This window comes from Sphingomonas cannabina (assembly GCF_021391395.1).
Taxonomy (GTDB): Bacteria; Pseudomonadota; Alphaproteobacteria; order Sphingomonadales; family Sphingomonadaceae; genus Sphingomonas; species Sphingomonas cannabina.
In genome coordinates, this window is the sequence record NZ_CP090059.1 from 1,505,755 (window position 1) to 1,530,504 (window position 24,750).

18 protein-coding genes are annotated in these 24,750 nt (G+C 68.0%); 11 read left to right on the plus strand and 7 right to left on the minus strand.

Going from position 1 to position 24,750, the window contains the following annotated elements; genetic code table 11:
• Nucleotides 1-133: 133 nt before the first annotated feature.
• The 6 genes from LZK98_RS07275 to LZK98_RS07300 form a co-directional block, all read right to left on the minus strand.
• Nucleotides 134-673: an Lrp/AsnC family transcriptional regulator gene (locus tag LZK98_RS07275; RefSeq protein WP_233785733.1), complete on the minus strand. Its 540-nt coding sequence runs from the start codon at nt 671-673 to the stop codon at nt 134-136.
• A gap of 3 nt (nt 674-676) precedes the next feature.
• Nucleotides 677-3,862 (minus strand): amidohydrolase family protein, encoded by a 3,186-nt coding sequence (locus LZK98_RS07280; protein ID WP_233785734.1) that lies wholly within the window; start codon nt 3,860-3,862, stop codon nt 677-679.
• A 199-nt stretch (nt 3,863-4,061) separates the two neighbouring features.
• Entirely contained in the window at nt 4,062-6,275 is a 2,214-nt protein-coding gene (locus LZK98_RS07285; protein ID WP_233785735.1) for a TonB-dependent receptor, read from the minus strand.
• Between the two features lie 494 nt (nt 6,276-6,769).
• On the minus strand, nt 6,770-8,146 hold the full coding sequence (locus LZK98_RS07290; protein ID WP_233785736.1) for an L-serine ammonia-lyase: 1,377 nt from the start codon (nt 8,144-8,146) through the stop codon (nt 6,770-6,772).
• 6 nt (nt 8,147-8,152) lie between these two features.
• Nucleotides 8,153-9,319: an aminotransferase class I/II-fold pyridoxal phosphate-dependent enzyme gene (locus LZK98_RS07295; RefSeq protein ID WP_233786524.1), complete on the minus strand. Its 1,167-nt coding sequence runs from the start codon at nt 9,317-9,319 to the stop codon at nt 8,153-8,155.
• Between the two features lie 194 nt (nt 9,320-9,513).
• Nucleotides 9,514-10,113 carry an FMN-binding negative transcriptional regulator gene (locus LZK98_RS07300; protein ID WP_233785737.1) on the minus strand — a complete coding sequence of 200 codons (600 nt, stop codon included), beginning with the start codon at nt 10,111-10,113 and terminating at the stop codon, nt 9,514-9,516.
• A gap of 108 nt (nt 10,114-10,221) precedes the next feature.
• On the opposite strand from LZK98_RS07300, the gene pdxR reads away from it, so the two are divergent.
• A complete protein-coding gene (pdxR, locus tag LZK98_RS07305; RefSeq protein ID WP_233785738.1) occupies nt 10,222-11,697 on the plus strand; it encodes a MocR-like pyridoxine biosynthesis transcription factor PdxR in 1,476 nt (491 codons plus the stop codon).
• Nucleotides 11,698-11,765: 68 nt separating this feature from the next.
• Entirely contained in the window at nt 11,766-13,067 is a 1,302-nt protein-coding gene (locus tag LZK98_RS07310) for an OmpP1/FadL family transporter (protein WP_233785739.1), read from the plus strand.
• Nucleotides 13,068-13,191: 124 nt separating this feature from the next.
• Here the strand turns inward: LZK98_RS07310 and LZK98_RS07315 are convergent, their stop codons facing one another.
• Nucleotides 13,192-14,361, minus strand: a complete 1,170-nt coding sequence (locus LZK98_RS07315) for a Gfo/Idh/MocA family protein (RefSeq protein ID WP_233785740.1) — start codon at nt 14,359-14,361, stop codon at nt 13,192-13,194.
• Nucleotides 14,362-14,545: 184 nt separating this feature from the next.
• Between LZK98_RS07315 and LZK98_RS07320 the strand changes: the two genes are divergently transcribed.
• The 9 genes from LZK98_RS07320 to LZK98_RS07360 all read left to right on the plus strand — a co-directional run bounded on the left by LZK98_RS07320 (nt 14,546) and on the right by LZK98_RS07360 (nt 24,731).
• Nucleotides 14,546-14,866 carry a c-type cytochrome gene (locus tag LZK98_RS07320; RefSeq protein ID WP_233785741.1) on the plus strand — a complete coding sequence of 107 codons (321 nt, stop codon included), beginning with the start codon at nt 14,546-14,548 and terminating at the stop codon, nt 14,864-14,866.
• A gap of 55 nt (nt 14,867-14,921) precedes the next feature.
• A complete protein-coding gene (locus tag LZK98_RS07325; protein WP_233786525.1) occupies nt 14,922-15,932 on the plus strand; it encodes a sugar phosphate isomerase/epimerase family protein in 1,011 nt (336 codons plus the stop codon).
• 40 nt (nt 15,933-15,972) lie between these two features.
• Nucleotides 15,973-17,274 carry an MFS transporter gene (locus LZK98_RS07330; protein ID WP_233785742.1) on the plus strand — a complete coding sequence of 434 codons (1,302 nt, stop codon included), beginning with the start codon at nt 15,973-15,975 and terminating at the stop codon, nt 17,272-17,274.
• Nucleotides 17,271-18,188 (plus strand): hydroxypyruvate isomerase family protein, encoded by a 918-nt coding sequence (locus tag LZK98_RS07335; protein ID WP_233785743.1) that lies wholly within the window; start codon nt 17,271-17,273, stop codon nt 18,186-18,188. Before LZK98_RS07330 ends, LZK98_RS07335 begins: the two co-directional genes overlap by 4 nt.
• 13 nt (nt 18,189-18,201) lie before the next feature.
• Nucleotides 18,202-19,020 (plus strand): 3-keto-disaccharide hydrolase, encoded by an 819-nt coding sequence (locus LZK98_RS07340; RefSeq protein ID WP_233785744.1) that lies wholly within the window; start codon nt 18,202-18,204, stop codon nt 19,018-19,020.
• On the plus strand, nt 19,020-19,583 hold the full coding sequence (locus tag LZK98_RS07345; protein ID WP_233786526.1) for a gluconate 2-dehydrogenase subunit 3 family protein: 564 nt from the start codon (nt 19,020-19,022) through the stop codon (nt 19,581-19,583). The genes LZK98_RS07340 and LZK98_RS07345 overlap by 1 nt, the downstream gene beginning before the upstream one ends.
• Nucleotides 19,583-20,413 carry a sugar phosphate isomerase/epimerase family protein gene (locus LZK98_RS07350; protein ID WP_233785745.1) on the plus strand — a complete coding sequence of 277 codons (831 nt, stop codon included), beginning with the start codon at nt 19,583-19,585 and terminating at the stop codon, nt 20,411-20,413. Before LZK98_RS07345 ends, LZK98_RS07350 begins: the two co-directional genes overlap by 1 nt.
• A 23-nt stretch (nt 20,414-20,436) precedes the next feature.
• Nucleotides 20,437-22,119, plus strand: a complete 1,683-nt coding sequence (locus LZK98_RS07355) for a GMC oxidoreductase (RefSeq protein WP_233785746.1) — start codon at nt 20,437-20,439, stop codon at nt 22,117-22,119.
• A 203-nt stretch (nt 22,120-22,322) separates the two neighbouring features.
• Entirely contained in the window at nt 22,323-24,731 is a 2,409-nt protein-coding gene (locus LZK98_RS07360; RefSeq protein WP_233785747.1) for a TonB-dependent receptor, read from the plus strand.
• Nucleotides 24,732-24,750 lie beyond the last annotated feature (19 nt).

Below are 24,750 nucleotides of genomic sequence, written 5' to 3' on the forward strand. Positions count from 1 at the left end.
GTTCCTCCCCGGCACGGGGAGGGGGACCAGCGAAGCTGGTGGAGGGGGTTCGCCACGAGCGGCGTAGTATGAGGAGAGCCCCCTCCACCGCCTTCGGCGGTCCCCCTCCCCGTGCCGGGGAGGATCGGGAGTGCTACAGCGGTATCGGATATCCCGCGAAGGGCTTCACCTCTTCCATCACGACGTGGGTGACCATCTTCTCGACCTTGTTGGCGGGGTCGAGCAGGCGGTGGGCGAAGGGCTGCCAGTCCTGCAGGCTGGGGAGCATGAAGCGCACGAGATAGTCGAACGGGCCGTTGACGCGCAGCGCCTCGATCACCTCGGGCATCTCTCTCAGCAACCGGTCGAATTGCTTGAGGTCCGCCGGATTGTGCGAGGCCATCGCGATCTCCGCGACCATGAACACCACCGGGTCGACCTTGGTGATCGCGATCGCGGCGTGATAGCCGCGGATGATCCCGGCCTTCTCCATCTGCTGCACGCGCAGCACGCAGGCGCTCGGCGACAGGGCGACGCGTTCGGACAGCGTACGATAGGTGATCGTATCGTCCCGCTGCAGCTCCTCCAGGATGCGGCGGTCGCGCCGGTCCAGTTTCAGGGCGAGGCTCCTCGATGTGCGCGGCCCCGATGCCGCAGCCTTCGCCTGATCGCATGGGTCGCCGCGCGCTGCCAAGGGTCATGGCCGCGGCGCCCCCGTCTGGAACCATTGGCGCGGGAGCGCTTGCCGGCGCGGCCAGACCTCGTCGAGGGTGCCGGCGTCGTAGAGGCGGCCGTTCTTCATCACCTGCCCGATCGACAGCGTGTTGCGGATGTCGGCGGTGGGATCAGTGTCGAGAATCAGCAGGTCGGCATATTTGCCGGGCTCGAGGCTGCCGATGTCGGGCAGGCGGCCGATCACCTCGGCCGATCCGATCGTGGCGGCGTGCAGCACCTCCATCGGCGTCGCGCCGCCGGCGGCATAGGCCTGCAGCTCATAGTGGTAGCCGAGGCCCTGGAGCTCGCCGTGGCTGCCGATGCCGATCAGCCCCCCGGCACGCTGGATGCGCAGGACGTCTGCGGCGAAGCTTGGGTAACTGAGGTCGTCGGGCGCGGTCCACACCCGGCCGCGCATCTTCGCCTCGACCACGCCGGCCGGCATGAAGCGGCGGAGCTTGGCGTCGCGGCTGGGATCGTTGGCGATGATGAAGCTCGGGAGCGACGGCGCGCCGCCGTACATCACGTTAAAGGTGGGCGTGTAGGCGATCCGGCTCTGGGCGTAGAGACGCACCACGTCGTCGCGCAGCGGGCTCAGCGGCAGCATGTGCTCGTTGCCGGAGAAGCCGTCGAGCGCGTGCGTCAGGTTGAGGTTGAAGTCGCTCGCGCCCTCGGTGGTCGGCATCATGCCGAGCTCCTTCGACGCCTCGACCATATACTGCCGCTGCGCGCGGTTGCCGATCAGGTAGGACTTGATGTTGCGGGTGCGATAGGCGTCGCGGTAGCGGGTCAGGATCGCCAGCGCGTCGGCCTTGGAGTTGACCTCGCTGTTGAGGAACACGCCCGGGCCGGTCGAGAAGGCGCGCGGGCCGACCATCATGCCGGCGTCGATCATGTCCTGATAGCCGAACACGTCGATCGTGAACGGCTGGACGTCGAGCCCCGAGGTCACGCCATAGGCGAGGTTGGCGAGGAAATCCCAATGATCGGGGTCGAGCACCTCGCGGCGCACCTCGAACCAGTGCGCATGGGTGTCGACGAAGCCGGGGAGCAGGAACTTGCCGGAGACGTCGCGGACCTCGGCGCCGGGCGGCACCGCCACCTGGCCGGTCGGCCCGACCGCGACGATGCGGTTGGCGGAGACCACCACGTCGGCGCCGCGGATCACCTCGTCGCCGCGCATCGTGATCGCGGTGCCGCCGCGCAGCACGATCGTCCCTTGCGGCACGTCGCGCGGGCGCTCGATCTCGGCGGGGAAATGCTCGGCGCGGGCCTCGGCGTCGGCGGCGATGCCGGCCACCGGCACGCGGCTCAGCGTCGCGCCGGTCGACCACAGGATCGACCCGCCGTCCGGCGACCAGTCGACATAGTCGGCACCGACGTGCGTCAGGCGGGTGACGCCGACGCTCGGCTGGTCGATGCGGACGGTCGGCGGCGCCTTGTCGGTCGCCGGGGGCACGTTGACCAGGTAGAGCTGCGAGGCGGCCTTCACCAGCGCGCGGTCGCCCTTGGGACTGAGGCGCACCGTCTCCGGCGGGATCAGCGTTCCCGTGAAATAGCGATTGCTGTTGGGCGTCTGGATGACGAGATCGCGGCGCAGGTCGTTGCCATCGAGACTGACCGAGCTCAGCCCCTCGCGAGTGAGGAAATGGAGCCGCTTGCCCGTAGCGTCGAACTGCAGCGCGCGGGCGCCGGCGGCGCTGGCGACGACCGCGGGCTCGCCACCGCCCAGGGCCAAGCGGATGATGTCGGTCGGGCGGGCGGGGGAGAGCTCGCTGGCGGTGTTCAATCGCTCGAACTGGCTGGCGCGCAGTACCGCGACGGTCCTGCCGTCAGGTGAGACTGCCGGCTCGGTGTAGAAGGCCGGCGTCTGTGTCAGCCGGCGTGGGCGGCCGCCATTTGCCGGGACCGACCACACATGGCCGCCGTCGCTGGCGTTCCAGGTGACGTAGACGAGGGTGCGGCCGTCGGGCGACCAGCTCGGCTGATAGGCCATGCCCTCGACGCCAGGCACCGCGACCGGCGGCGCGCCGGGCGCGAGCGCCTGTGTGTAGAGCGTGCCGAGCGCGGTGTAGGCGACCCGCCGCCCATCTGGGGAAAGGCGCGGCGCCTGAATGACGCGGACGCGGACCGGGCCCTCCTCGTCCTTAGTCTGGACGCGGGTCTGGGCGCCGAGCGCGAGCTTGACCGGCGCCTGGAACGGGATCGGCGTGCGCTTGCCGTCGGCGAGGTCGATGCGGGTGATCTTGCCGCCGATCGCGGTCAGGATAGCACGGTCGTCGGGCGTGAAGACGACGCGGGGAATAAGGTCGTTGTAATAGCCGCCCTCCTCGCCGTCGTGATCGATCGGGAAGGTCAGCCAGTCATCGCTGCCGCTCACGAGGTCGCGGATGCGGAGGCCCGTCTGCGCACCGAGCCGGCTCGCATAGACGAGCTTGCGCCCGTCGTGCGACAGCGCCGGCCGCATCGCCGCACCGGGCGGGGAGATGATGCGGTCCTCGACGCCAGTCCGGAGGTCGCGACGGACAATCGACCAGTGCGGCAGCGGATGCTCCGTCCACAGCGAGCCGGTCTTGCTCGCGTAATAGAGATACTTCCCGTCCAGGGAGGCGATGGCGCCGAGCACGTTGACGCGGTCGTCGAACGGCTCCTGCCCGCCGGGCTGGGCCTTGGTCACCTGGATGCCGGCGCCGCCTGCGGCGTCGAACATGAACAGTTCGAACGCGAGCGTCGCATGGACCGTGCGCGAGACGTAGACGAAGCGCCCGTCCGGCGACCAGGCCGGCGAGGAATAGATCGCCGCGCCGGTCTCGTTCGACAGCTTGCGCGGGTCGCTGCCGTCGGCATTGGCAACCCAGAGGTTGGTCGCGCCCGAGCGGTCCGAGAGGAAGGCGATGCTGCGTCCGTCGGGGGAGAAGACCGGCTGCGTCTCGAACGCGACGCCCGTCAGCACCGGCCGCGCGGTGCCGCCGGCGACGTCGAGCGCATAGATGTTGCCGAGCAGGTCGAACAATATGGTGCGGCCGTCGGGCGATAGGTCGAGCGCCATCCAGGTCGCTTCACGGGCGGTGAACGACAGCTCGCGCTCGGGCTTGAGGGTAAGCGGGGTCTGGGCGGAAGCGGCGAAGGGGAGCAGGCAGGCGGCGCCGAGGAGGAGACGTGCGATCATCTGAGAACCTTTAGCGAGCACAGTGCCGCCGCGCCCCATGATCCTCCCCGCTTGCGGGGAGGGGGACCAGCGAAGCTGGTGGAGGGGGTTCTCCACGAGCGATGTAACATGAGGCCAGCCCCCTCCACCGCCTTCGGCGGTCCCCCTCCCCGTGCCGGGGAGGATTGAGTGCCGTCGGCGGCGCCCCGGCATATCGCGTTCAAAGACGCCAGTCGAAGCGGAGGCCGATGGTGCGCGGACGCACCACCGATCCCTGCGGACGCGGGTCGAAGTCGGAGAAGGGCGCGTTCAGCACGCCATATTCGTTGAACAGGTTGCTGACGAACGCCGACAGCGACACATGCTCGTCGACCTCGACCGAGCCGCGCAGGTCGAACAGGTTGAAGTCGCCGCGCGTCGCCGGCGAGCCGAACGCGACCGGCGCCGATGACAGGTAGCGATGCGCGATCTCGAACCGCGGCTTGCCCGGCACGTCCTTGAGCTCGAGCGTCGCGGTCGAGTTCACCGACCATTTCGACGAGCCCGGCAGGGTGAGGCCCTCGGCGAAGCCTGCGAACGGCTCGGTGACCTCCGAATCCTGATAGGTCACCGAGGTGGCCACGCGGAAGATCGGCGCGACCTGCCACGATCCGCTGAACTCGACGCCGTCGATCCGCGCGCCGCCCGCGTTGGTGACGTAGGAGTAGAAATAGGGCGCGGGCGAGAACAGGCGGACCTGGATGTCCTTCCAATCGATGCGGAACAAGGTCGCGTCGAGCAGCAGCCGACCGCCGGCGAGCGTCGCGCGTGCGCCGATCTCGTAATTGTCGACGGTATCGCTGTCGTAGGAGACCGGCAGCTCGCCGACGCCGATGCCGCCGATCCGCCCGGCGTTGGGATTGGCGCCGCCGACGCGATAGCCCTGCGAATAGGTCGCATAGGCCATGAAATCCTTGTTGGGGCGATAGGCGACGGTCACCTTCGGCGTGAAGCCGTTCTCCGCCTGTTTCGACCCGAAGGAGATGCCGGTCGGCGTGAACTCGCCCCGGAAACTGGCGTAGGGCGGGATCGTCACCTGCGCGTCGGCCTTCACGTCATAGTAGCGGCCGCCGACGGTGAGCTCGAGCTGGGGCACCGGCTTGAACGAGACCTCGCCGAAGATGCCGAGGTCCTTGTTCGACTGTCCGGTAATATACTGGTTGAAGACGTCGCCGGGCGCCAGCAGGCTGCCCGGATAGCCGCCGAAGTCCGCCGGGTTGGCATCGATGAACGCCGCGGCGCCGGCCTGGTGGACGTCCTCCACCACCGATTTCTTGCTGTACTGATAGAAGACGCCGACCAGCCAGTTGAACCGACGCTCGCCTTGCGAGGCGACGCGCGCCTCGATGCTGCGGATCTTGGCGTGGTTGTCGCCGACGTAGGTGCTGAGCACCGGCACCCCCTGGAGATAGCCGGTGGGCGTCTCGTCGAACACGGTGCGGTTCTTCTTGTCGCTGAGCGCGCCGAGCACGGTCAGCTTCGCGGCGTCGCCGAGATCCTGGTCGACGCGCAGGCTGTTGACGAACAGCCGCGTCCTCTGCGGCTGCGCCTGGTAGCTGTCGGTGGTATAGCCGCCGAGGCGCAGCGTGGTCTGGTCCTCGAGCCGCGTCTCCTGGAACATCGAGAGGTAGGAGATGCGCGTGCCCTCGGCGGGGGTGAACACCACCGATCCACGCAGGCCGCGGGTGCGGAGGTCGTTGATCCCCTCGGCACCGGTGCGGGTGTTGTCGATGTAGCCCGAGTCATAGCGATCGAGACCGACCAGCCTTACGGCGAGCTTGTCCTGGATGAGGGGGATGTTGATCATGCCCTTGACGGCATGGTTCATGTCGCCGGAGCTGTTGTCGGTCGCGCCAATCAGCGCCTGGGCGGCGGCGTCGAACTTCGTCGGATCGGGGGTGTGGACGACATAGTTGACGAGGCCGCCGAGCGACGAGGAGCCGAACAGCGTGCCCTGCGGCCCGCGCAGCACCTCGACGCGGTCGAGGTCGAAGGTGTCGACGTCGGGGATCAGCGTCGGCCAGCCGGGCTCCGACAGCGGGATCTCGTTGAGGTAATAGCCCGTCGTGGTCTGGCCCTGCTCGTGGTAGGTGGTCGAGGCGACGCCGCGGATGATCACCTCCGACACGCTCGGCTGATAGTCGTTGAACACCACGCCGGGCATCCGCGCGATATAGTCGGACAGGCCCTGCGCGCCCTGTTGCGCAAGCTGGTCGCCGGTGACCGCGCTGATCGCCAGCGCCACGTCGCGGAGCGATTCCTCGCGCTTGGTGGCGGTGACGATGATGTCCTCGCCCTGCGCCTCGGCTTCCTGCGCCGACGCGGCGGCAGGCAGCAGCATCCCCATCGCGAGCGCGGCGGCGCTCGCGGTCATCACCATCCGTGTCATCTTCATCACTCCCCCCTTGGGCTTGAGTTTCGCATGGGTTCGCTGGCCGGGTTGTCCCCGGTCCGTTGGGGCTGCTGCCCCGCGATGTTCCTCCTCCTGCGAAATCGGCTCTGTTATGTTTTCTCGCCGCCTCCTCTGGCTGGTGGGTCCAGCCGTCGGAGCATAGGTCAGCTCAGGACGACGTTCGCCGCGAAGATGGCCGTCCGCGTCGAACATTGTTCGGTGCGTGGCCCTTGCCAGCGAACATCGTGCGGTCGAGCTTCCCCATCGCTTGTCATACGGCTGCAATCTTCCGTGCGGGGGGAGGGTGCGAAACATCCAATTTCGGGGGGAAGCGCGGGACCAAGGGGCAACCTAGATCCTCCCCGGCACGGGGAGGGGGACCGCCGAAGGCGGTGGAGGGGGCAGGCCTCGTGCTACATCGTTCGCGGCGAGCCCCCTCCACCATTCACCTGGCGGTGAATGGTCCCCCTCCCCGTGCCGGGGAGGAGCTCAAGGACTCAGCAGTTGGGCACGTACACGGCGAGGCCGCCGAGCGAGGTTTCCTTGTAGCTTTCCTTCATGTCGGCGCCGGTGCGCCGCATGGTGTCGATCACCTGGTCCAGCGTGACATGGTGATGGCCGTCGCCGGTCAGCGCGAGGCGGGCGGCGTCGATCGCCTTGACTGCGCCCATTGCGTTGCGCTCGATGCAGGGGATCTGCACGAGCCCGCCGATCGGATCGCAGGTGAGGCCGAGGTTGTGCTCCATGCCGATCTCGGCGGCGTTCTCGACCTGGGCGTTGCTGCCGCCGAGCACGGCGCAGAGGCCCGCCGCCGCCATCGAGCAGGCGACGCCGACCTCGCCCTGGCAACCGACCTCGGCCGCGGAGATGCTGGCGTTGCGCTTGTAGAGCGCGCCGATCGCCGCGGCGGTGAGCAGGAAGGTGCGGCGCCCCTCCGCGGTGCCGTGGTGGAAGCGATCGTAATAGCGCAGCACCGCCGGGATGATCCCGGCCGCGCCGTTGGTGGGCGAGGTGACGACCTTGCCGCCCGCCGCATTCTCCTCGTTGACCGCGATCGCCCACAGGTTGATCCAGTCAAGCGTCGCCAGCGGATCGGCCGCCAGCCGTTCCGCACGATCCAGCAGCGAGGCGCGCAGCTGCGGCGCGCGCCGCCCGACCTTGAGCCCGCCGGGCAGTTCGCCGCGCTGGGCGAGCCCGCGGTCGATGCAGCCGTCCATCGCGGCGGCGATGCGGTCGATGCCGGCAAGCGTCTCCTCGCGCGGGCGGTGCGCATCCTCGTTGGCGAGCGCGATCTCGGCGATCGTCAGCCCCTGCGCGTCCGCCATGTCGAGCAGTTCGGCGGCGGTGCGGAAGGGGTAGGGGAGGTCGACCCGGTCCTCCTCCGGCTGGTTGGCGCGGGCCTGTTCCTCGTCGAGCACGAAGCCGCCGCCGATCGAATAATAGGTGCGCGCGAGCAGCGACGTCCCGTCCGCGTCGCGCGCATCGAAGTGCATCCCGTTGGGGTGGAAGGGAAGCTGCTCGCGGCCGAGCCAGAGGATGTCCTGGCGCTCGTCGAAGGCGATGGCATGGGTGCCGCCGAGCATCAGCTGCCCGGAGCTGCGGACCTGCTCGATCAGCCCTGGCACCGCATCGGGATCGGCGCTCTCCGGATCTATGCCGTGCAGCCCGACGATCGTCGCGGTGTCGGTGGCGTGGCCGAAGCCGGTCAGCGCCAGTGAGCCGTAGAGCGCGACGGTGACCCGCTGCACCCGCTCCAGCACGCCGCGCTCGTGCAGCAGGGCGATGAAGCGGCAGGCGGCGGTCATCGGCCCCATGGTGTGGGAGCTCGACGGGCCGACGCCGATCTTGAACAGCTCGAACAGGCTTACGGACATGGAGACCTATATAAGCGCGCCGGCGGGAGAAACCGCCCCACGCATCGGCTGGGTGCGGAACCAGGGGGCGAGGCGGGCGATCGCCTCCTGCACCTGCTCGGTCGAAAGCGCGAAGCTGAAGCGCATGAAGCGATGACCCTCGACCGGATCGAAATCGATGCCGGGCGCGGTCGCGACGCCGGTCTCGTCGAGCAAACGGGTGCAGAAGGCGAGGCTGTCGCCGGTCCAGCGGCCGACGTCGGCATAGACGTAGAAGGCCCCGTCCGCCGGCGCGAGCCGGTCGAGGCCGATGTCGGCGAGCGCCTCCAGCAGCAGGTCGCGGTTGCGCCGATAGCCAGCGACGCGCGCGTCCAGCTCCTCGCGGCAGTCGAACGCCGCCAGCGCGGCATGCTGGGCGAGGGTGGAGGGGGCGAGGAACAGGTTGCTCATCCGCGCGCGGGCGATGGGAATCAGCTCGGGCGGGACGACCAGCCAGCCGAGCCGCCAGCCCGGCATCCCGTAATATTTCGAGAAGCTGTTGACGATCAGCGCATCCGGCGCCTCGGCCAGCACCGACCTGAGCGATCCGACGAAGCTCAGCTCCTGGTAGATCTCGTCGGAGACGATGCGGATGCCGCGGCGGCGGCAGACGTCGACGATCGCGGAGAGCTCGGCGGGGTCGATGATCGTCCCGGTCGGATTGGCCGGACTCGCGATGACCAGCCCATCGGGCGCGGGATCGATCCGCTCGATCGCGGCGGCGGTGAGCTGGAAGCGCTCGGCCGGGCCGCAGCCCAGCTCCAGCGGCTCGAGGTAGAGCGCCTTCAGCGTGTTGCGATAGGCGACATAGCCCGGCCGCGCGAACGCCACCCGCGCGCCGGGCCGGAACAGGCTGAGCAGCGCGAGCACCAGCGCGGGCGAGGCGCCGGCGGTGAGCAGGATCTGCTCGGGCTCGACCGCGACGCCGTGATCCTCGCGATAATGAAGCGCGATCCGCTCCTTGAGGCGCGTACTTTCCCAATAACCGAGCGCGTCGTTGTCGAGCCGCTCGTGCGCGACCGCGATCGCGCGGGCGGGGGCACCGGCGGAGGGCTCGCCATATTCCATGTGGACGATCGACCGCCCTTCGGCCGCGAGCTGATGGGCTCGCCGGCTCATCGCCATGGCATGAAAGGGTTCGATCTCGGCGACCATGGCTTCGCTAAGCATTTTGGTGGTCCGTTAGCAACTTGAGAGGGCGGGCCCACCAGATCCTCCCCGCTTGCGGGGAGGGGGACCAGCGAAGCTGGTGGAGGGGGATCTCCGCAGGCGATGTAACACGAGGCCTGCCCCCTCCACCGCCTTCGGCGGTCCCCCTCCCCGCAAGCGGGGAGGATTTTGGTATAGCCTCAGCACCGCCCCGGATTGAACCGCCGCATCCAGCGGACGAGATCGGGATCGGGATGGCTGGCGAGGATCGCGCGCAGCGTCTCGACCTTCTCGTCCTGGCCGAGCTTGAAGCGTCCCTCCAGCGCCGTGACCTCGGCGCGAAAGCCGATGATCGCCCCGGCCATGGCCGAGTAGCGGCCGGCGATCTCGTCGCGGCTCCACGGAGTCGCCCGTCCGCGCTCCATCGCTTCGACCAGCACGTCGAGCGAGAGGTCGGTCAGGTCCGTATCGATGCGGACATCGGCGGTGATCCTGAGCTGGGCGTAGTTCCAGGTCGGTGCCCAGTCGCGCCGCCCCGCGTGCTCGGGGGAGACATAGCCGCTGGGCCCATTGAACAGAATGATCGCGCGGCCCGTCTCGGCAAGCCTTGCGTGCAGCGGATTGCGCCGCGCCAGATGCCCGATCAGCGCGCGGAGGCGGCCGTCCTCGCCGAACTCGCCGATCAGCGGCAGCAGGCTCGCGGTGGCGATATCGCTGTCCGGCGCCGCCACCCAGGCGAGCGGATAGCCCTCGATCAGCGTGCGCACGTCGGCGGCGTCGAAGTCGGTGAAGATGTCCATGTCGGAGACTTGGCGCGCCGGACCGGCGCCGCCAATGCCCAAGACCGATCCGGACAAGGGGTCCAATTGGCCCCAATCCTGCCGGAAACAGGCGCTAGGAGCGGTCCAATGCTGCGCCGCCTGCCGCTGACCCTCGGGGACCGGATCGATCCGGCGAAGAACACGCCGGTCTATATGCAGATCATCGCGGCGATCGTGCGCGACATCGAGCGCGGCCGATTGACGCCCGGCACCTATCTTCCGAGCAGCCGCGAGCTGGCCGAGGACCTGGGGGTCAACCGCAAGACGGTGGTGCTCGCCTATGAGGAATTGATCGCGCAGGGCTGGCTGACCTCGGCCGGCACACGCGGCACTTTGGTATCGTCGACCTTTCCTGATCCCGTCAGCAAGGTTTCGCGGCCGGTCGCGGTCGCAGGTATAGACGGCCAGCCGCTCTATCGCGTGTTGCCGGCGCCCGCGCGCCCGCTGGCGCTGCCCGACGGAAGGGGAATCAAGCTCGACGAGGGCACGCCCGACGGACGGCTGTTTCCGGCCGACGTGCTTGCCAATGCCTATCGCTCCGCAGTCCGCGATGCCGCCCGGTCCAACCAGCTCCAGTATCGCGATCCGCTCGGCGCTCCGGCGCTGCGCGAGAGCCTCGCCGAGATGCTGCGCAGCCAGCGCGGGCTGGCGGTGACGCCGGCGCAGATCTGCATCACCCGCGGCAGCCAGAACGGCATCTTCCTGACCGCGCAGGCACTGCTGAGACCCGGCGATCATGTGATCGTCGAGGCGCTGACCTACGAGCCGGCGGTGGCCGCCTTCCGGGCGCTCGGCGCGCGGGTGACGGCGGTGCCGCTCGATGCGCAGGGGATCGACGTCGAGGCGGTCGAGGCGGCGTGCCGGCGGCAGCGCATCCGTGCGCTGTTCCTGACGCCGCATCACCAGTTTCCTACCACCGTCGCGCTGCGGCCCGAGCGGCGGCTGCGGCTGCTCGAGCTCGCGCGCCAGTTCGGCTTCGCGATCATCGAGGATGATTACGACCACGAATTCCATTTCGCCTCGCAGCCGCTGCTGCCGATGGCGGTCTATGCGCCCGAGCATGTCGTCTATGTCGGCTCGCTGTCGAAGCTGCTGCTGCCGGCGCTCCGCATCGGCTATGTCGTCGCGCCCGAGGCGGTAACGCGCACGCTCGCCCACGCCGTGTCGCTGACCGACGGCATGGGCAACACGATCACCGAGAATGCCACGGCGGCACTGGTCTCGAGCGGCGAGCTGCGGCGTCACGCGCGCAAGGCGCGGCAGGTCTATGCGACGCGCCGGCTCGCCTTCGCGCAGAAGCTGCGCGACGGGCTCGGCCAGCGCGCGCGGTTCGACCTGCCCGACGGCGGGCTCGCCTTCTGGCTACGCTTTCCAGGGCGCGACATGGACGCGATCGAGGCGCGGGCGCAGGCCATGGGGCTGCGCTTCGCCGCGTCGCGATCGTACATGGCGAGCGAGGATGCGCCGCGCGGGCTCAGGGTCGGCTTCGCCAGCCTCAACGGCGCCGAGGCGGATGCCGCGGTCGCCGGGCTGCGCGTTGCGCTGGATGCGGGGCAGGCATAAGCGGCGCGGAACCGAAACCCGCTCCGGCCGGTTTGCTGCCACGCTAACCTTTATCAGGATTCCCGCCCATGTCGCTGCGTACCCAGGTCGCCTTGTCGCTGTCCGTCGGCCTTTCGTCCTTCGCCTTCGCCGGTGCGGCGCATGGCCAGGCCTTCTACCTGCAGGAACAGTCGGCGCGCGGAGCGGGAAGGGCTTTTTCGGGCGAGGTCGCCGACACCGGACCTTCGTCGCTCTGGTGGAATCCCGCCGCGATCGCGGAGACCACCGACATCGAGGCGGCGATCGCCGCTTCGGCGATCCTGCCGCGCGGCAAGGTGACCGACACCGGCACGCTGATCGGCCGGCCGGGCCAGCCGCTCGCGCCGGTCGGGGGAGACGCGACGACGCGCAATCCGATCGACAACGGCGTGCTGCCGTCGGGCGCGATCGCGGTGCCGCTGTCGAGCCGGTTGGCCGTGGGCCTTGCGGTTTCGTCTCCCTATAGCTTCACCACCGATTATCCGGCGACGAGCTGGGCGCGCTACAGCGCCGCCCGTACCAAGCTGCTCACCGTCGACATCCAGCCGTCGATCGCCTTCGCGGCGACCGACTGGCTGCGGATCGGCGCGGGCGTCAACGTCGAATATACCGACGCCAGCCTCAGCAACGCGCTGCCCAACCTCCTCGCCACGCTGCCGGACGGGCGGCAGAAGTTGAAGGGCAACGGCTGGGACGTGGGCTGGACCGCGGGCGTCCAGCTCCACAACGACTGGGCGACGGTCGGCGTCAGCTACAAGTCGGCGATCAAGCATCACCTGAACGGCGATCTCGACATCACCGGCCTGGTCGGGCCGCTCGCCCCCTCGAACATGTCATTGTCCGATGTCGAGGCGACCTTCTACACGCCCGCGCAGATCATCGTCGGCGGCCGCTTCCGCGCCACCGACCGCCTCACGCTCAATGCGCAGGCGGTGCGCTTCACCTGGAACAAGTTCGACGCGATCCGCCTCGGCGCGCCGCTCAACACCGCCCTTCCCGAGAACTATCGCAACAGCTGGAGCCTGGCCAGCGGCGTCGACTATGCCGTCACGCCCAAGCTGACGCTGCGTGCCGGCGTGCAGCACGCGACCACCCCGACCGTCGACGGCGAGCGGGACGCGCGCGTGCCTGATGCCAACCGCTGGAACTTCGGCGCCGGCGCCTCCTATGATCTCAGCCGCCGCTTCACCATCGACGCCGCCGCCAATTACGTCGACTTCGCCGACGCGACGATCGACCGCGTGACCGCCGCCTATGCGGGCACGCCGGCGCAGACGCCGATCCTGACCTCCGGCGAGCTGACCGACGCCCATGCCATCGTGCTGTCGCTGGGTGGGCGTTTCCGGTTTTGAGCAGTCGGCGGGCCCACATCTCCGTTCGGGCTGAGCTTGTCGAAGCCCCGTCCTTTCTTCCTCGAAGAAGAAGGACGGCCCTTCGACAAGCTCAGGGCGAACGGAAGAGCGGAGACAGTTGCTCCTATTTGACCGCCAGCCCGGTCCACTTCGCGTCTCCCGCGCTGCTCGCGACCGCGGCTTCCACGAAAGCCATGGTGCGCAGCCCGTCGTCAAGCGACGGGAACCATGCCTCTCCAAGGGTCGGCGCAGCATCCGCACCATCGCGGATCGCCGCCGCGAACTCGCGGTAGAGGTTGGCGAAGGCTTCGATATAGCCTTCCGGATGCCCTGATGGCGTGCGGAAGCGTGCGGCGGCCGCCGGCGTCAGCCCCGGCCCGGCCGCGCGCACGATCTCGGCGGGGCGGTCGAGCCAGCGCAGGGTGAGCGTGTTGGGCTCCATCTGCGCCCATTCGAGTCCGCCCTTCTCGCCGTAGACGCGCAGGCGCAGACCGTTCTCCTCGCCGGCCGCGACCTGGCTCGCCTTCAGCGTGCCGCGTGCACCGCCCTCGAAGCGGAGCAGCGCCGACACGTCGTCGTCCAGCCGCCGGCCGGGGACATGGATGGTGAGGTCGGCGCTCAGTGACTCGATCCTGAGGCCGGAGACATGCTCGGCGAGCTGGAAGGCGTGCGTGCCGATGTCGCCCAGGCAGCCGCCGAGGCCGGCGCGGGCGGGATCGGTGCGCCATTCCGCCTGCTTCTGGCCGTCGCGATCGATCGGCGCGCTCAGCCAGCCCTGCAGATATTCGACCTGCACCAGCCGGATCTTGCCGAAATCGCCCCGCGCGACGCGGAGCCGCGCCTCCTCGACCAGCGGATAGCCGCTGTAGGTGAAGGCGAGCGCATAGAGCCGCCCGCTGCGCCGCACCGCGTCGCGAATCGCCAGTGCCTCGTCGAGGTTCAGCGCCATCGGCTTTTCCGACATGACGTGGAAGCCGGCATCGAGCGCCGCGATCGCCATCGGCGCGTGGAGGTGATTCGGGGTGACGATCGCCAGCGCCTCCATCCGCCGGTCCTCGGGCAGCGCGCGCTCGCCGGCGATCATGTCCTCGAAGGTCGGATAGACGCGCGACGGGTCGAGCCCGATCGCCTCGCCGCTGCGGGCATTGCGCGCGGCATCGCTGCTGAAGGCGCCCGAAACCAGGGTATAATCGCTGTCGAGCGCCGCCGCCCTGCGGTGGACCGCGCCGATGAAGGCGCCTTCGCCGCCGCCGGCCATGCCGTAGCGGATTCTGCGTCCCGTGCTCGCGACCATGCTCTCCCTTTCGCTTTTTCCGGCGTTGATTGATATCGATGTCAGACTAAGGTTGCATCTTATGGCCGGAGCCGGTTACATGAGGTGACCGATCGTTTCCAGACCGGAGAGGATAATGAAATTTTTGGTCGGATTGCTGCCCGCGGCGACCCTGTTAGCGCTAACACCAACCCTATTGCCGCCCGTGCAGGCTCAGGCCGCGCCCGATCCCGGCGCGCAAGCGTTCGGCCAGTGCCGCGCGTGCCATACGCTCCAGGCTGGAGCCAAGGGCACGATGGGCCCTAATCTCCACGGGCTGTTCGGGCGGCAGGCCGGCACCGCGCCGGGCTTCGCCGGGTACACTCCGGCGCTCAAGGCCTCGAACATCCGCTGGAATGAGCAGACGCTCGACCAGTTCCTGGCTGCGCCGACGCAGAAGGTGCCGGGGACGCGGATGGTGATGCGGGTGCCCGACGCGGCGAAGCGCAAGGCGTTGATCGCCTATCTCAAGACCGCGACCAAATAATGCGATTCGCAGGAGTTGCGCGGTGAAGGGTCCCGCCGTCTTCCTCGCCCAGTTCATGGGCGATGCGGCGCCGTTCGATACGCTGGCGTCGGCCGCGCGCTGGATGGCGGAGGCGGGCTATGTCGGGGTGCAGATCCCGACCTGGGATGCGCGCTGCATCGATCTCAAGCAGGCCGCTGAAAGCCAGGATTATTGCGACGAGCTTGCCGGCACCTGCCGCGAGGCGGGCGTCGACATCACCGAGCTGTCGACGCATCTCCAGGGCCAGCTGGTCGCGGTCCATCCTGCCTATGACGCGGCATTCGACGGCTTCGCGCCCGAGGCGGTGCGCGGCAAGCCGGCCGAGCGCCAAGTGTGGGCGGTCGAGCAGCTTCATCTCGCCGCCAAGGCGAGCCGACGACTCGGCCTCAACGCCCATGCGACCTTCTCGGGCGCGCTGGCTTGGCCGTTCTTCTACCCCTGGCCGCAGCGCCCGGCCGGCCTGATCGAGGAAGCCTTCGCCGAACTGGCGCGGCGGTGGCGGCCGATCCTCGACGCATTCGAGGAGTCGGGCGTTGACCTCGCCTATGAGATCCATCCGGGCGAGGACCTTCATGACGGCGCGACGTTCGAGCGGTTCCTGGCCGCGGTAAACAACCATCCGCGCGCCAACATCCTCTACGATCCCAGCCATTATGTGCTGCAGGCACTCGACTATCTCGAGTTCATCGACATCTATCACGACCGCATCCGGATGTTCCACGTCAAGGATGCCGAGTTCAACCCGACCGGGCGCTCGGGCGTCTATGGCGGCTACCAGGATTGGATCGACCGGCCGGGCCGGTTCCGGTCGCTGGGAGACGGGCAGGTCGACTTCACCGGCATCTTCTCGAAGCTGACCCAGTACGGCTATTCGGGCTGGGCGGTGCTCGAATGGGAATGCTGCCTCAAGCATCCCGAGGACGGCGCGCGCGAAGGGGCGCCGTTCATCGCCGCGCACATGATCCGCCGGCCCGAACGCGCCTTCGACGATTTCGCCGCGGGCAGCGATCCGGGGCTCAATCGTAAGCTACTCGGGCTGAGCTGACGACCGGGCGGACAAGAACGATAAGGGGAGGGAAGCGGCAATGGCCGAGACATTGAACAAAGGCCGATTGTTCTGGCTGGGCGTGCTCGCCCTGTTCACCGCGGCGTCCAGTCTGGCGATCCGCGGCGCCATCGCCAGCGGGCTCAAGGCCGAATGGATCGACCCGATCGCGCCGCTGCAGGCGGGCGAGCTGCTCGCCGCCGCCCTCGGTGCGGCCTTCCTCAGCTTCGCGATCACCCTGTTCGTCGCCAGCGCCTTCCTCGACCAGCTCGGCATGAAGCGGTGCCTGCTGGGCGCGGGCTTGTGCTTCATCCTGGGGCCCTTGCTGATCGTCGGCGCGGGCCATCTCGCCAGCGGGATGACCGTGTACACGATCGTCTGGCTGGGGATGCTGGTCAGCGGCATCGGCTGGGGGCTGACCGAGGCGACGATCAATCCGCTGACCGCGCAGCTATACCCTGAGGACACCACCCACCGGCTCAACGTGCTGCATGCCTGGTTCCCCGGCGGGATCATCGTCGGCGGGCTGATCGGCTTCTTCCTGTCGGCGACGTTGCCTTGGCAGGGGATCATGGCGCTGGTGATGATCCCGGCCGCCGCGACCGTACTGATCGCCGCGATCACGACTTTCCCGCCGCCGCTCCGCGCCCAGAGCGGCGTGAGCTTCGGCGAGATGGTGAGCGAGGTGTTCCGCCGCCCGAGCTTCTTCATCTGGTTCGGCGCGATGTTCCTTACCGCCGCGTCGGAGCTGGCGCCGGGGCAGTGGATCGACGTCGCCCTGTCGAACCGGGTGGGGATGCGCGGCATCCTGCTGCTGGTCTACGTCAACGCGCTGATGTTCGTGTTCCGCCATTTCGCGGGACGTCTGGCGAACAAGATCTCCAATCCGGGACTGCTGTGGGTGTCGAGCCTGCTCGCGGCGATCGGGCTGTTCATGCTGTCGTTGGCGCAGTCGCCGGTCGCGGCGATCCTGGCCTCGACGGTGTGGGGCCTGGGCGTCTGCGTGATGTGGCCGACGATGCTCGCCTCGGTCGCCGAACGCTATCCGCGCGGCGGGTCGTGGGCGATGGGCCTGGTCGGATCGGCGGGGGCGCTCGCGAGCTTCTTCGTGCTGCCACTGCTGGGGGCGATGTTCGATCGCGCCAAGATCGAGTTCGCCGGCGGGCCCGAGGCCTTCGCGAAGCTGGCCGGTGCGGCGAAGCTTGCGGTCGAGGATGCGGCGGCGTCGGTGTCGTTCCAGCGGCTGGCGATCCTGCCGGTCGTCCTGCTCGCGGTGTTCGGCTTCATCTGGCTGCGCGAGCGCGGCAAGTCGCGGGCGGTGCTCGCAGGCGAGGCAGCGTGAAGCTCAGCCGGCGATCGGTCCTGGCGGCGAGCGCCGCTACCGCGGGAGCAGCGGCGATGACGCGTGCGGCGGCTGTGCCGCCTCCGCAGAATGCTGCGCGCTTCTCGCTCGCCTATGCGCCGCACGAAGGCAGCTTCGCGAGCCGCGGCGACCGGATCGAGCAGATCGCCTATGCCGCCGACCAGGGCTTCACGGCCTGGGAGGACAATGAGGCTGCGGGTCGCCCGATCGCCGAGCAGGAGGCGATGGCCAAGGCGCTGGCCTCGCGCGGCATGACGATGGGCGTGTTCGTCGCGAGCATGCCGAAGTGGTCCGAATTCCGCCCGGTGCTCGGCGGCAACGACGACGGCGATCGCGAGGCGTTCCTGGCCGACGTCCGCGCCTCGGTCGAGGTCGCCAAGCGGCTCAATGCCAAATGGACGACGGTGGTGACGGGCTTCCTCGACCGCCGGCTGCCCGTCGAGATCCAGACCGCGCGCGTGATCGACGTGATGCGCCGCGCCGCCGAGATCTTCGAGCCGCACGGGCTGGTGATGGTGATGGAGCCATTGAACACGCTGGTGAACCACCCCGGCGTGTTCATGCAGACCATCCCGCAGGGCTTCGCGGTCGCGCGCGCGGTCAACAGCCCGGCGGTGAAGGTGCTCGCCGACCTCTATCACGCGCAAATCCAGGCCGGGAACCTGATCAACACGCTCGAGACCTGCTGGAGCGAGATTGGCTATATCCAGTTCGGCGACAATCCCGGCCGCAACGAGCCTGGGACCGGCGAGATCAACCACCGCAATATCGTGAAATGGCTGCGCGATCGGAAATATGCCGGCGTGATCGGCATGGAGCATGGCAATTCGCTGAAGGGCCGCGCCGGCGAGGATCAGCTGGTCGCTGCCTATCGGGACATCGATCGTGCGTAACGGAGGGAAGCGCTTGAGGTATATCGTAGGTTTGGCGGCCGGGCTGCTGGCGGCGACCGGCATCGCGGCTGCGCAGGAGAAGCCCGGCTTCCGCGACACGCCGATGCTGCCCGACGGCAAGTGGCACGTCCATGACGCCGACCGGCCCTATCCGGCGGTGGTGACGCCCGGCGCCACGCCGGGAGCGGCGCCGTCCGATGCGGTGGTGCTGTTCGACGGTCGCTCGCTCGATGCCTGGACCGCGACTGGCACGCCCTGGCCAGTCAAGGACGGCGCGGTGACCGTCCCGCCGCGCGTGGGCGGGAAGGAGAGCTTGCTGGTCAGCAAGCAGAGCTTCGGCGACGTCCAGCTCCATCTCGAGTTCCGCTCGCCCAACCCGCCGACGAAGAGCTCGCAGGATCGCGGCAACAGCGGCATCTGGTTCATGCAGCGCTATGAGGTGCAGATCCTCGACGGCTACCAGAACCCCACCTATGCCGACGGCACCGTCGGGGCGATCTACGGCTGGAAGCCGCCGTTGGTGAATCCCTCGCGCCGCCCGGGCGAATGGCAGAGTTACGACATCGTGTTCGAGCGGCCGCGCTTCAACGCCGACGGCTCGGTCAAGCGCCCGGCCTATGTCACCGCGTTCCTGAACGGCGTGCTGGTGCAGAACCACCAGGCGATGCTCGGCACGACCATCTGGCGTCAGGTCGCCAAATACGAGGCGCACGGCGATGCCGCGCCGATCCAGCTTCAGGACCATGATTCGCCGGTGTCGTTCCGCAACATCTGGGTGCGTCCGCTCCCCGAGGCGGCGCTGAGCCAAGATTCGACAGGAGGTAAGCAGTGATTATCGACCGCAGGGATGCGATGGCCGGCATCGTCGCGATGTTCGGCACCGCGCTGTTCGCGCCGATCGCGCGCGCGGCGGGGCAGGTGGCCGCGACGGAACTGATCAATGAAGGCCCGCCGAGCGCCGGCGTCTTCACCGCCGGGCAGCGCGCGCTGGTGAGCGCGCTCAGCGAGCGGGTGATCCCGACCACCGACACGCCGGGCGCGATCGCCGCGGGCGTGCCGGCATTCATCGAGAAGCTGCTCGCCGACTGGGCGATGCCTGACGACAAGAAGCCGATCCTCGCCGGCCTCGACGCGATCGAGGCGCGCAGCCAGCAGGATTACAAGGTCGCCGCCGCCAAGGCGACGCCGCAGCAACAGGATGCGCTGCTGACGCTGGCGATGGAGGACAAGATCCCGGGCGGCGCCGACTTCTTCGACAAGTTCCGCCAGCTCGTCATCTCCGGCTACTACACCTCGGAGATCGGCATCACCCAGGAGCGCGAATATCTGCCGGTGCCGGGCCAGTACGATGGCGCATTCCTCTATTCCAAGGTCAACAAGGTCTATTCGTCATGATGGCAACGCGACGTCACATCCTCGCCGGCGGCGCCGCCCTGGCGACTGCCTTCGCGACCCGGCCGCTGGCTGCGAAGACATCGAAGCCGGTCGGCCTGCAGCTCTACACCGTGCGCGAGCTGTTCCAGGCCGACCCGATGGGCACGCTCGAGAAGGTCGCGGCGATCGGCTACCGCGAGGTCGAGTATGGCGGTGGTGGCTACGACACCATGGACCACGCCGCGCTCCGAAAGACGATGGACCGGCTCGGCCTCAAATCGCCGTCGCTCCACGTTGCCTATGAGGCGCTGGGGAGCAAGTTCGACGCGGCGGTGGCAATGGCCAAGACGCTCGGCGCCGACACCATCGTCGTGCCCTATATGGTCGATCAGTACCGCACCGCCGACGCCTGGCCGCGCGCGGTCGCCGACTTCAACCGCTTCGCCGCGGCGCTGAAGAAGCAGGGCCTCGGCTTCGCCTATCACAATCACGATTTCGAGTTCACCAACAAGGTCGGCGACCGCACCCTGTACGACGTGCTGATCGCCGATCGCGATCCGGCGCTGGTCAAGCTGGAGATCGACCTGTTCTGGGCGATCAAGGCGGGGCAGGACCCCAAGGCGCTGATCCGCCGCGTCGCCGGCCACGTCTACGCCTATCATGTCAAGGACATGACCGCCGACGGCGCGATGACCAGCGTCGGCAAGGGCACGATCGACTTCGCCGACATCTTCACGCTCAACCAGGTGGCGGGCGTCAAGCATTTCTACGTCGAGAACGATCAGTCGCCGGCGCCCTATCTGCCGGACATCACCACCAGCTTCGAGACACTCAGCCGGCTCCGTGCCTGAGCCGGCCAGGAAGGAATTATCACATGGCAGCGACGGACCAATTCGACGCGATCGTCATCGGCTCGGGAGTGAGCGGTGGCTGGGCAGCCAAGGAACTGACCGAGAAGGGGCTGCGCGTGCTTATGCTCGACCGCGGCGTGATGGTCGAGCATGGCGAGAACTATGATTACGACGGCAAGCCGGCGTATGAGGTGCCCGCCCGCAACATCATGCCCGCGCGGCTGACCGAGAGCGATTATTTCATCGCCAAGCACGGCTATGTCTCGCCGGGCAGCATGAAGTTCTACAACAACGACCGGCTCAATCCCTATGCCTATGGCGAGGGTTCCAAATTCTACTGGATCCGCCCCGGCGCGGTCGGCGGCAAGTCGCTGATCTGGGGACGCTGGTCGTTCCGCTGGAGCCCCGAGGATTTCGAGGCGAACAAGCGCGAGAACGTCGGGATCGACTGGCCGATCCGCTACGAGGACATCGCGCCCTGGTACAGCTATGTCGAGAAGTACATCGGCGTGTCGGGGTCGCGCGAGAACCTGCCGCAGCTGCCCGACAGCGAGTTCCAGCCGCCGATGCAGATGAACATCGCCGAGAAATGGGTGAAGGAGCGGCTCGAGGCGGCCATGCCGGGGCGCAAGCTCATCAACACGCGCCTCTCCAACATGACCGAGGACAAGCCCGATCAGGGCCGCTCCAAGTGCCAGTTCCGCAACCAGTGCGGTCGCGGCTGCTCGTTCGGCGCCTATTTCTCGACCCAGGCGGTGACGCTGCCGGCCGCGCGCGCGACCGGGCGGCTGACGCTGCGCTCCGACGCGGTGGTCAGCAATCTCGTCTATGATCCCGCGCGCAAGCGGGTCACCGGCGTGCGCGTCGTCGATACGAAGACCAAGCAGGCGGAGGTCATTCCGGCGCGACTGGTCTTCCTGTGCGCCTCGGCGATGGCGTCGAACCAGATCCTGCTGAACTCGCGGCCCGAGGGCAGCGGCCGCAGCTACTTCGACACCAGCGGCACGCTCGGCCGTTATGTGATGGACCACATCTTCCGCGTCGGCATCTCGGGCGAGATCCCGGGCATGACCGAGTATATCGAGTTCGGCCGGCGCCCGGGCGGGGTCTATATCCCGCGCTTCCGCAACGTCGGCGGCGAGGAAGGCGTCGGCTTCAAGCGCGGCTACGGCTATCAGGGCTCGGCATTCCGCGACCCGGCGGGGCCGGATGGCTTCGGCGCGTCGATGAAGCATGGGATGCGCAAGTACGGGCCGTGGCGGTTCGGCATGGGCGCGTTCGGCGAGTGCCTGCCCTATGAGGACAACCATGTGTCGCTGCATCCCGACAAGGTCGACCGCTTCGGCATCCCGCTGATGCGATTCGACGTCACCTTCCGCGACAATGAGCTCAAGATGATGAGCGACGCGCGGACTGAGGGCGAGAAGATGCTGAAGGCGGCCGGGCTGACCAACGTCACCAGCAACCGCGGTGAGCATGTGCCGGGCGATGCCATCCACGAGATGGGCGGCGCGCGCATGGGCGCCGATCCCCGCCAGTCGGTGCTCAACAAGTGGAGCCAGGCGCATGACGCGGCGAACCTGTTCGTCACCGACGGCGCGCAGATGGCGTCGGTGTCGTGCGTCAATCCGTCGCTCACCTTCATGGCCTTGACCGCGCGCGCAGCGGACTATGCGGTCAAGCAGTTCAAGGCGGGGACGATCTGATCGCATCCACCAGACGGCGCCGATAACCGTCACCGGTATCGGTTGCCACGGGTCCTATGTCCAAGCGCCGGAGAAGCGCCGCTCTGCGGTCCTTCTCCGGCGCTTTGTCATTTCCGGGCGTCGGGTACAAATTATAGTCTTGACTATTCTATTCCGAAGGCATTCATTCTCCCAAAAAATACAGACACCAGGGAGGGCCGACGATGAGGGGACGGTACGGGCTTGGTCTGTTGATGGGTGCGGCGATGACGTGGTCGCTGCCCGCAGAGGCGCAGACGGCGCCTGGTCAGGCGGAAGCGCCGCCGCAGGCGGACCGCGGCGAGCATCTCGACGACATCATCGTCACCGCGCAGCGGCGCGAGCAGTCGCTGCAGGAGGTGCCGATCAGCGTCACCGCGTTCAGCTCGGCCGGCATCGCCGCGCTCAGCGCCGAATCGATCGGCGATCTCGACACCTTCACGCCGGGCCTGACGATCAACGACACCTCGGTGACGCAGCCGTCGTTCACCATCCGCGGCGTCGCCACCGACGATTTCGGCATCGGCACCGATCCGTCGGTCGGCATCTTCGTCGACGGCATCTATTCGGGGCGCTCGGGGTCATCGCTGATCTTCTTCAACGACATCAACCGCGTCGAGGTGCTCAAAGGGCCGCAGGGCACGCTGTTCGGCCGCAACACCTCGGGCGGCGCGATCTCGATCGTCACCAACAAGCCCTCCGACCGGCTGGAGGCGAACGGCACGCTGCAGGTCGGCAACTACGGCAAGGTCCGCGCCGACGTGACCGGCAACCTGCCGATCACCGGCAACCTCGCCTTGCGCGTGAACGGCGTGTTCAACCGGCGCAACGGCTATCTCAAGGACGCGATCACGGGCGAGGACCGCGAGCGCGAGCACAATACCTCGGCCCGCGCGGCGCTGCGCTGGCAGCCGGGCGCGAACACCGACATCATCCTCGCCTACGACCATGACGACACCGACAAGGACGGCCCGGCCGCGGTGGGCATCAGCCAGTGGGCGCTCAGCAAGGATCCGTTCGGGCGCTTCACCAACGACGTGATCGGCAACCGGGAGACGCGCATCCTCAATGCCGTGTCGCTGACCGCGACGCATCGGATCGGCGACCTCACGCTGACCAGCCTCAGCTCGTTCAAGCATTTCGAGACGCACAACCGCGAGGACGAGGACGGCACCGGCGATCCCACCCGCTACCTCGATACCGAGAATGTCGAGAAGAACTCCAGCATCTATCAGGAGCTGCGGCTCAACTTCGAGAACGACCGCTGGAACATCGTCGCCGGCGGCAGCTATTTCCACGAGCGCGGTCGGCAGCAGAGCATCGTCACCGCGCTCAGCGACTCGGTGAATCGCCTGGTCGATGAAGCAACGAACCATGTATTCCCGATTTTCACCATCCTCGACAGCTTCGGGCTGCCGGTGTTCGGCAACACCTTCCAGGAGGTGATGAGCAACCGGGCTGCGAATGATTCGCTTGCCGCTTTTGCCGACGCGACGTTCAAGGTGACACCACGGCTGAGTCTGACGGCCGGTATCCGCTACACGCGCGACATCAAGCGATTCAGCTGGTTCAATGGCGGCTTCTCGTCGCCGGGGCTCGATGCGGCGGTCGCGCCGGGGGCGCTCTACAATGCGATCCTCGGAGCGCCGCTCTTCCCCGATGATGCTCTGATCAGCGCCTCCGACTTCTTCCGCGCGTCGGTTGGTCCCGAAGGGCTCGTCTTCAACAGCGGCGCGCTCGAAGGCGTGCAGTTCACGAGGCGCGCCAAGTTCAACGACGTCTCGCCGCGCTTCGTCGTGCAATATGACGCGAGCGACGACGTCCATCTCTACGCCTCGGCCTCGCGCGGGTACAAGGCGGGCGGGTTCAACTCGGTCCAGATCAACTCCTTCTTCGCGCCGGAGAAGGTGTGGAACTTCGAGGGCGGGGTGAAATCGGAGCTGTTCGACCGCCGGGTGCGGCTCAACCTCTCCGGCTATTATTTCAAGTACCGCAACCGCCAGTCGATCAGCCTGGAGAGCGTCGGCGGCGGCATCCCGCAATATATCACCCGATCGGGCGACTCGCGGGCCTATGGCCTCGACCTCGACACCCAGTTCGTGGTCACGCGCGACTTCAACGTCACCGCCACCGCCGGCCTGATCGATTCCAAATGGGTGAAGCGGGTCGAGCAGGACATCGACATCGGCGGCCAGCCGACCGGCGAGCCGGTGTTCCGCGGCATCCTCGGCCTCCATTATTCGCGCGAGACGGAGGGTGGGACGATCTTCGGCGACGCGAGCTACAGCTACACGTCGCGCCAGCGGATGAACGACGCGTCGCGCGCGATCGACGCCGCGATCGCCGATCCTGACGGCGCCGGGGTCGACCTGTCCATGCTCGACCGGCTGCGCAGCCCGCGCAACATCATCAACGCGCGGATCGGCTGGCGCAGCCCCGACAACCACTATTCGGTCGCCTTCTACGCCGAGAACCTGCTCAACGAGAAATATCTGCGCACGCTCAACACGATCACCGCCGACACCTTCTTCACCCCCTATGTCCGGCGCGACCGGCCGGGCTTCTACGGTGTCGAGCTGGGGCTGCGATTCTGACGACAACGGGAGAGGCAAT

Excerpts from the sequence above, each read along its gene's own strand:
- pdxR (WP_233785738.1), top strand. The coding sequence starts at position 10,222 with ATGCTGCGCCGCCTGCCGCTGACCCTCGGGGACCGGATCGATCCGGCG.
- LZK98_RS07295 (WP_233786524.1), bottom strand. The coding sequence starts at position 9,319 with ATGGTCGCCGAGATCGAACCCTTTCATGCCATGGCGATGAGCCGGCGA.
- LZK98_RS07290 (WP_233785736.1), bottom strand. The coding sequence starts at position 8,146 with ATGTCCGTAAGCCTGTTCGAGCTGTTCAAGATCGGCGTCGGCCCGTCG.
- LZK98_RS07330 (WP_233785742.1), top strand. The coding sequence starts at position 15,973 with ATGGCCGAGACATTGAACAAAGGCCGATTGTTCTGGCTGGGCGTGCTC.
- LZK98_RS07315 (WP_233785740.1), bottom strand. The coding sequence starts at position 14,361 with ATGGTCGCGAGCACGGGACGCAGAATCCGCTACGGCATGGCCGGCGGC.
- LZK98_RS07285 (WP_233785735.1), bottom strand. The coding sequence starts at position 6,275 with ATGAAGATGACACGGATGGTGATGACCGCGAGCGCCGCCGCGCTCGCG.
- LZK98_RS07280 (WP_233785734.1), bottom strand. The coding sequence starts at position 3,862 with ATGATCGCACGTCTCCTCCTCGGCGCCGCCTGCCTGCTCCCCTTCGCC.
- LZK98_RS07300 (WP_233785737.1), bottom strand. The coding sequence starts at position 10,113 with ATGGACATCTTCACCGACTTCGACGCCGCCGACGTGCGCACGCTGATC.
- LZK98_RS07310 (WP_233785739.1), top strand. The coding sequence starts at position 11,766 with ATGTCGCTGCGTACCCAGGTCGCCTTGTCGCTGTCCGTCGGCCTTTCG.
- LZK98_RS07325 (WP_233786525.1), top strand. The coding sequence starts at position 14,922 with ATGGGCGATGCGGCGCCGTTCGATACGCTGGCGTCGGCCGCGCGCTGG.
- LZK98_RS07360 (WP_233785747.1), top strand. The coding sequence starts at position 22,323 with ATGAGGGGACGGTACGGGCTTGGTCTGTTGATGGGTGCGGCGATGACG.
- LZK98_RS07355 (WP_233785746.1), top strand. The coding sequence starts at position 20,437 with ATGGCAGCGACGGACCAATTCGACGCGATCGTCATCGGCTCGGGAGTG.
- LZK98_RS07350 (WP_233785745.1), top strand. The coding sequence starts at position 19,583 with ATGGCAACGCGACGTCACATCCTCGCCGGCGGCGCCGCCCTGGCGACT.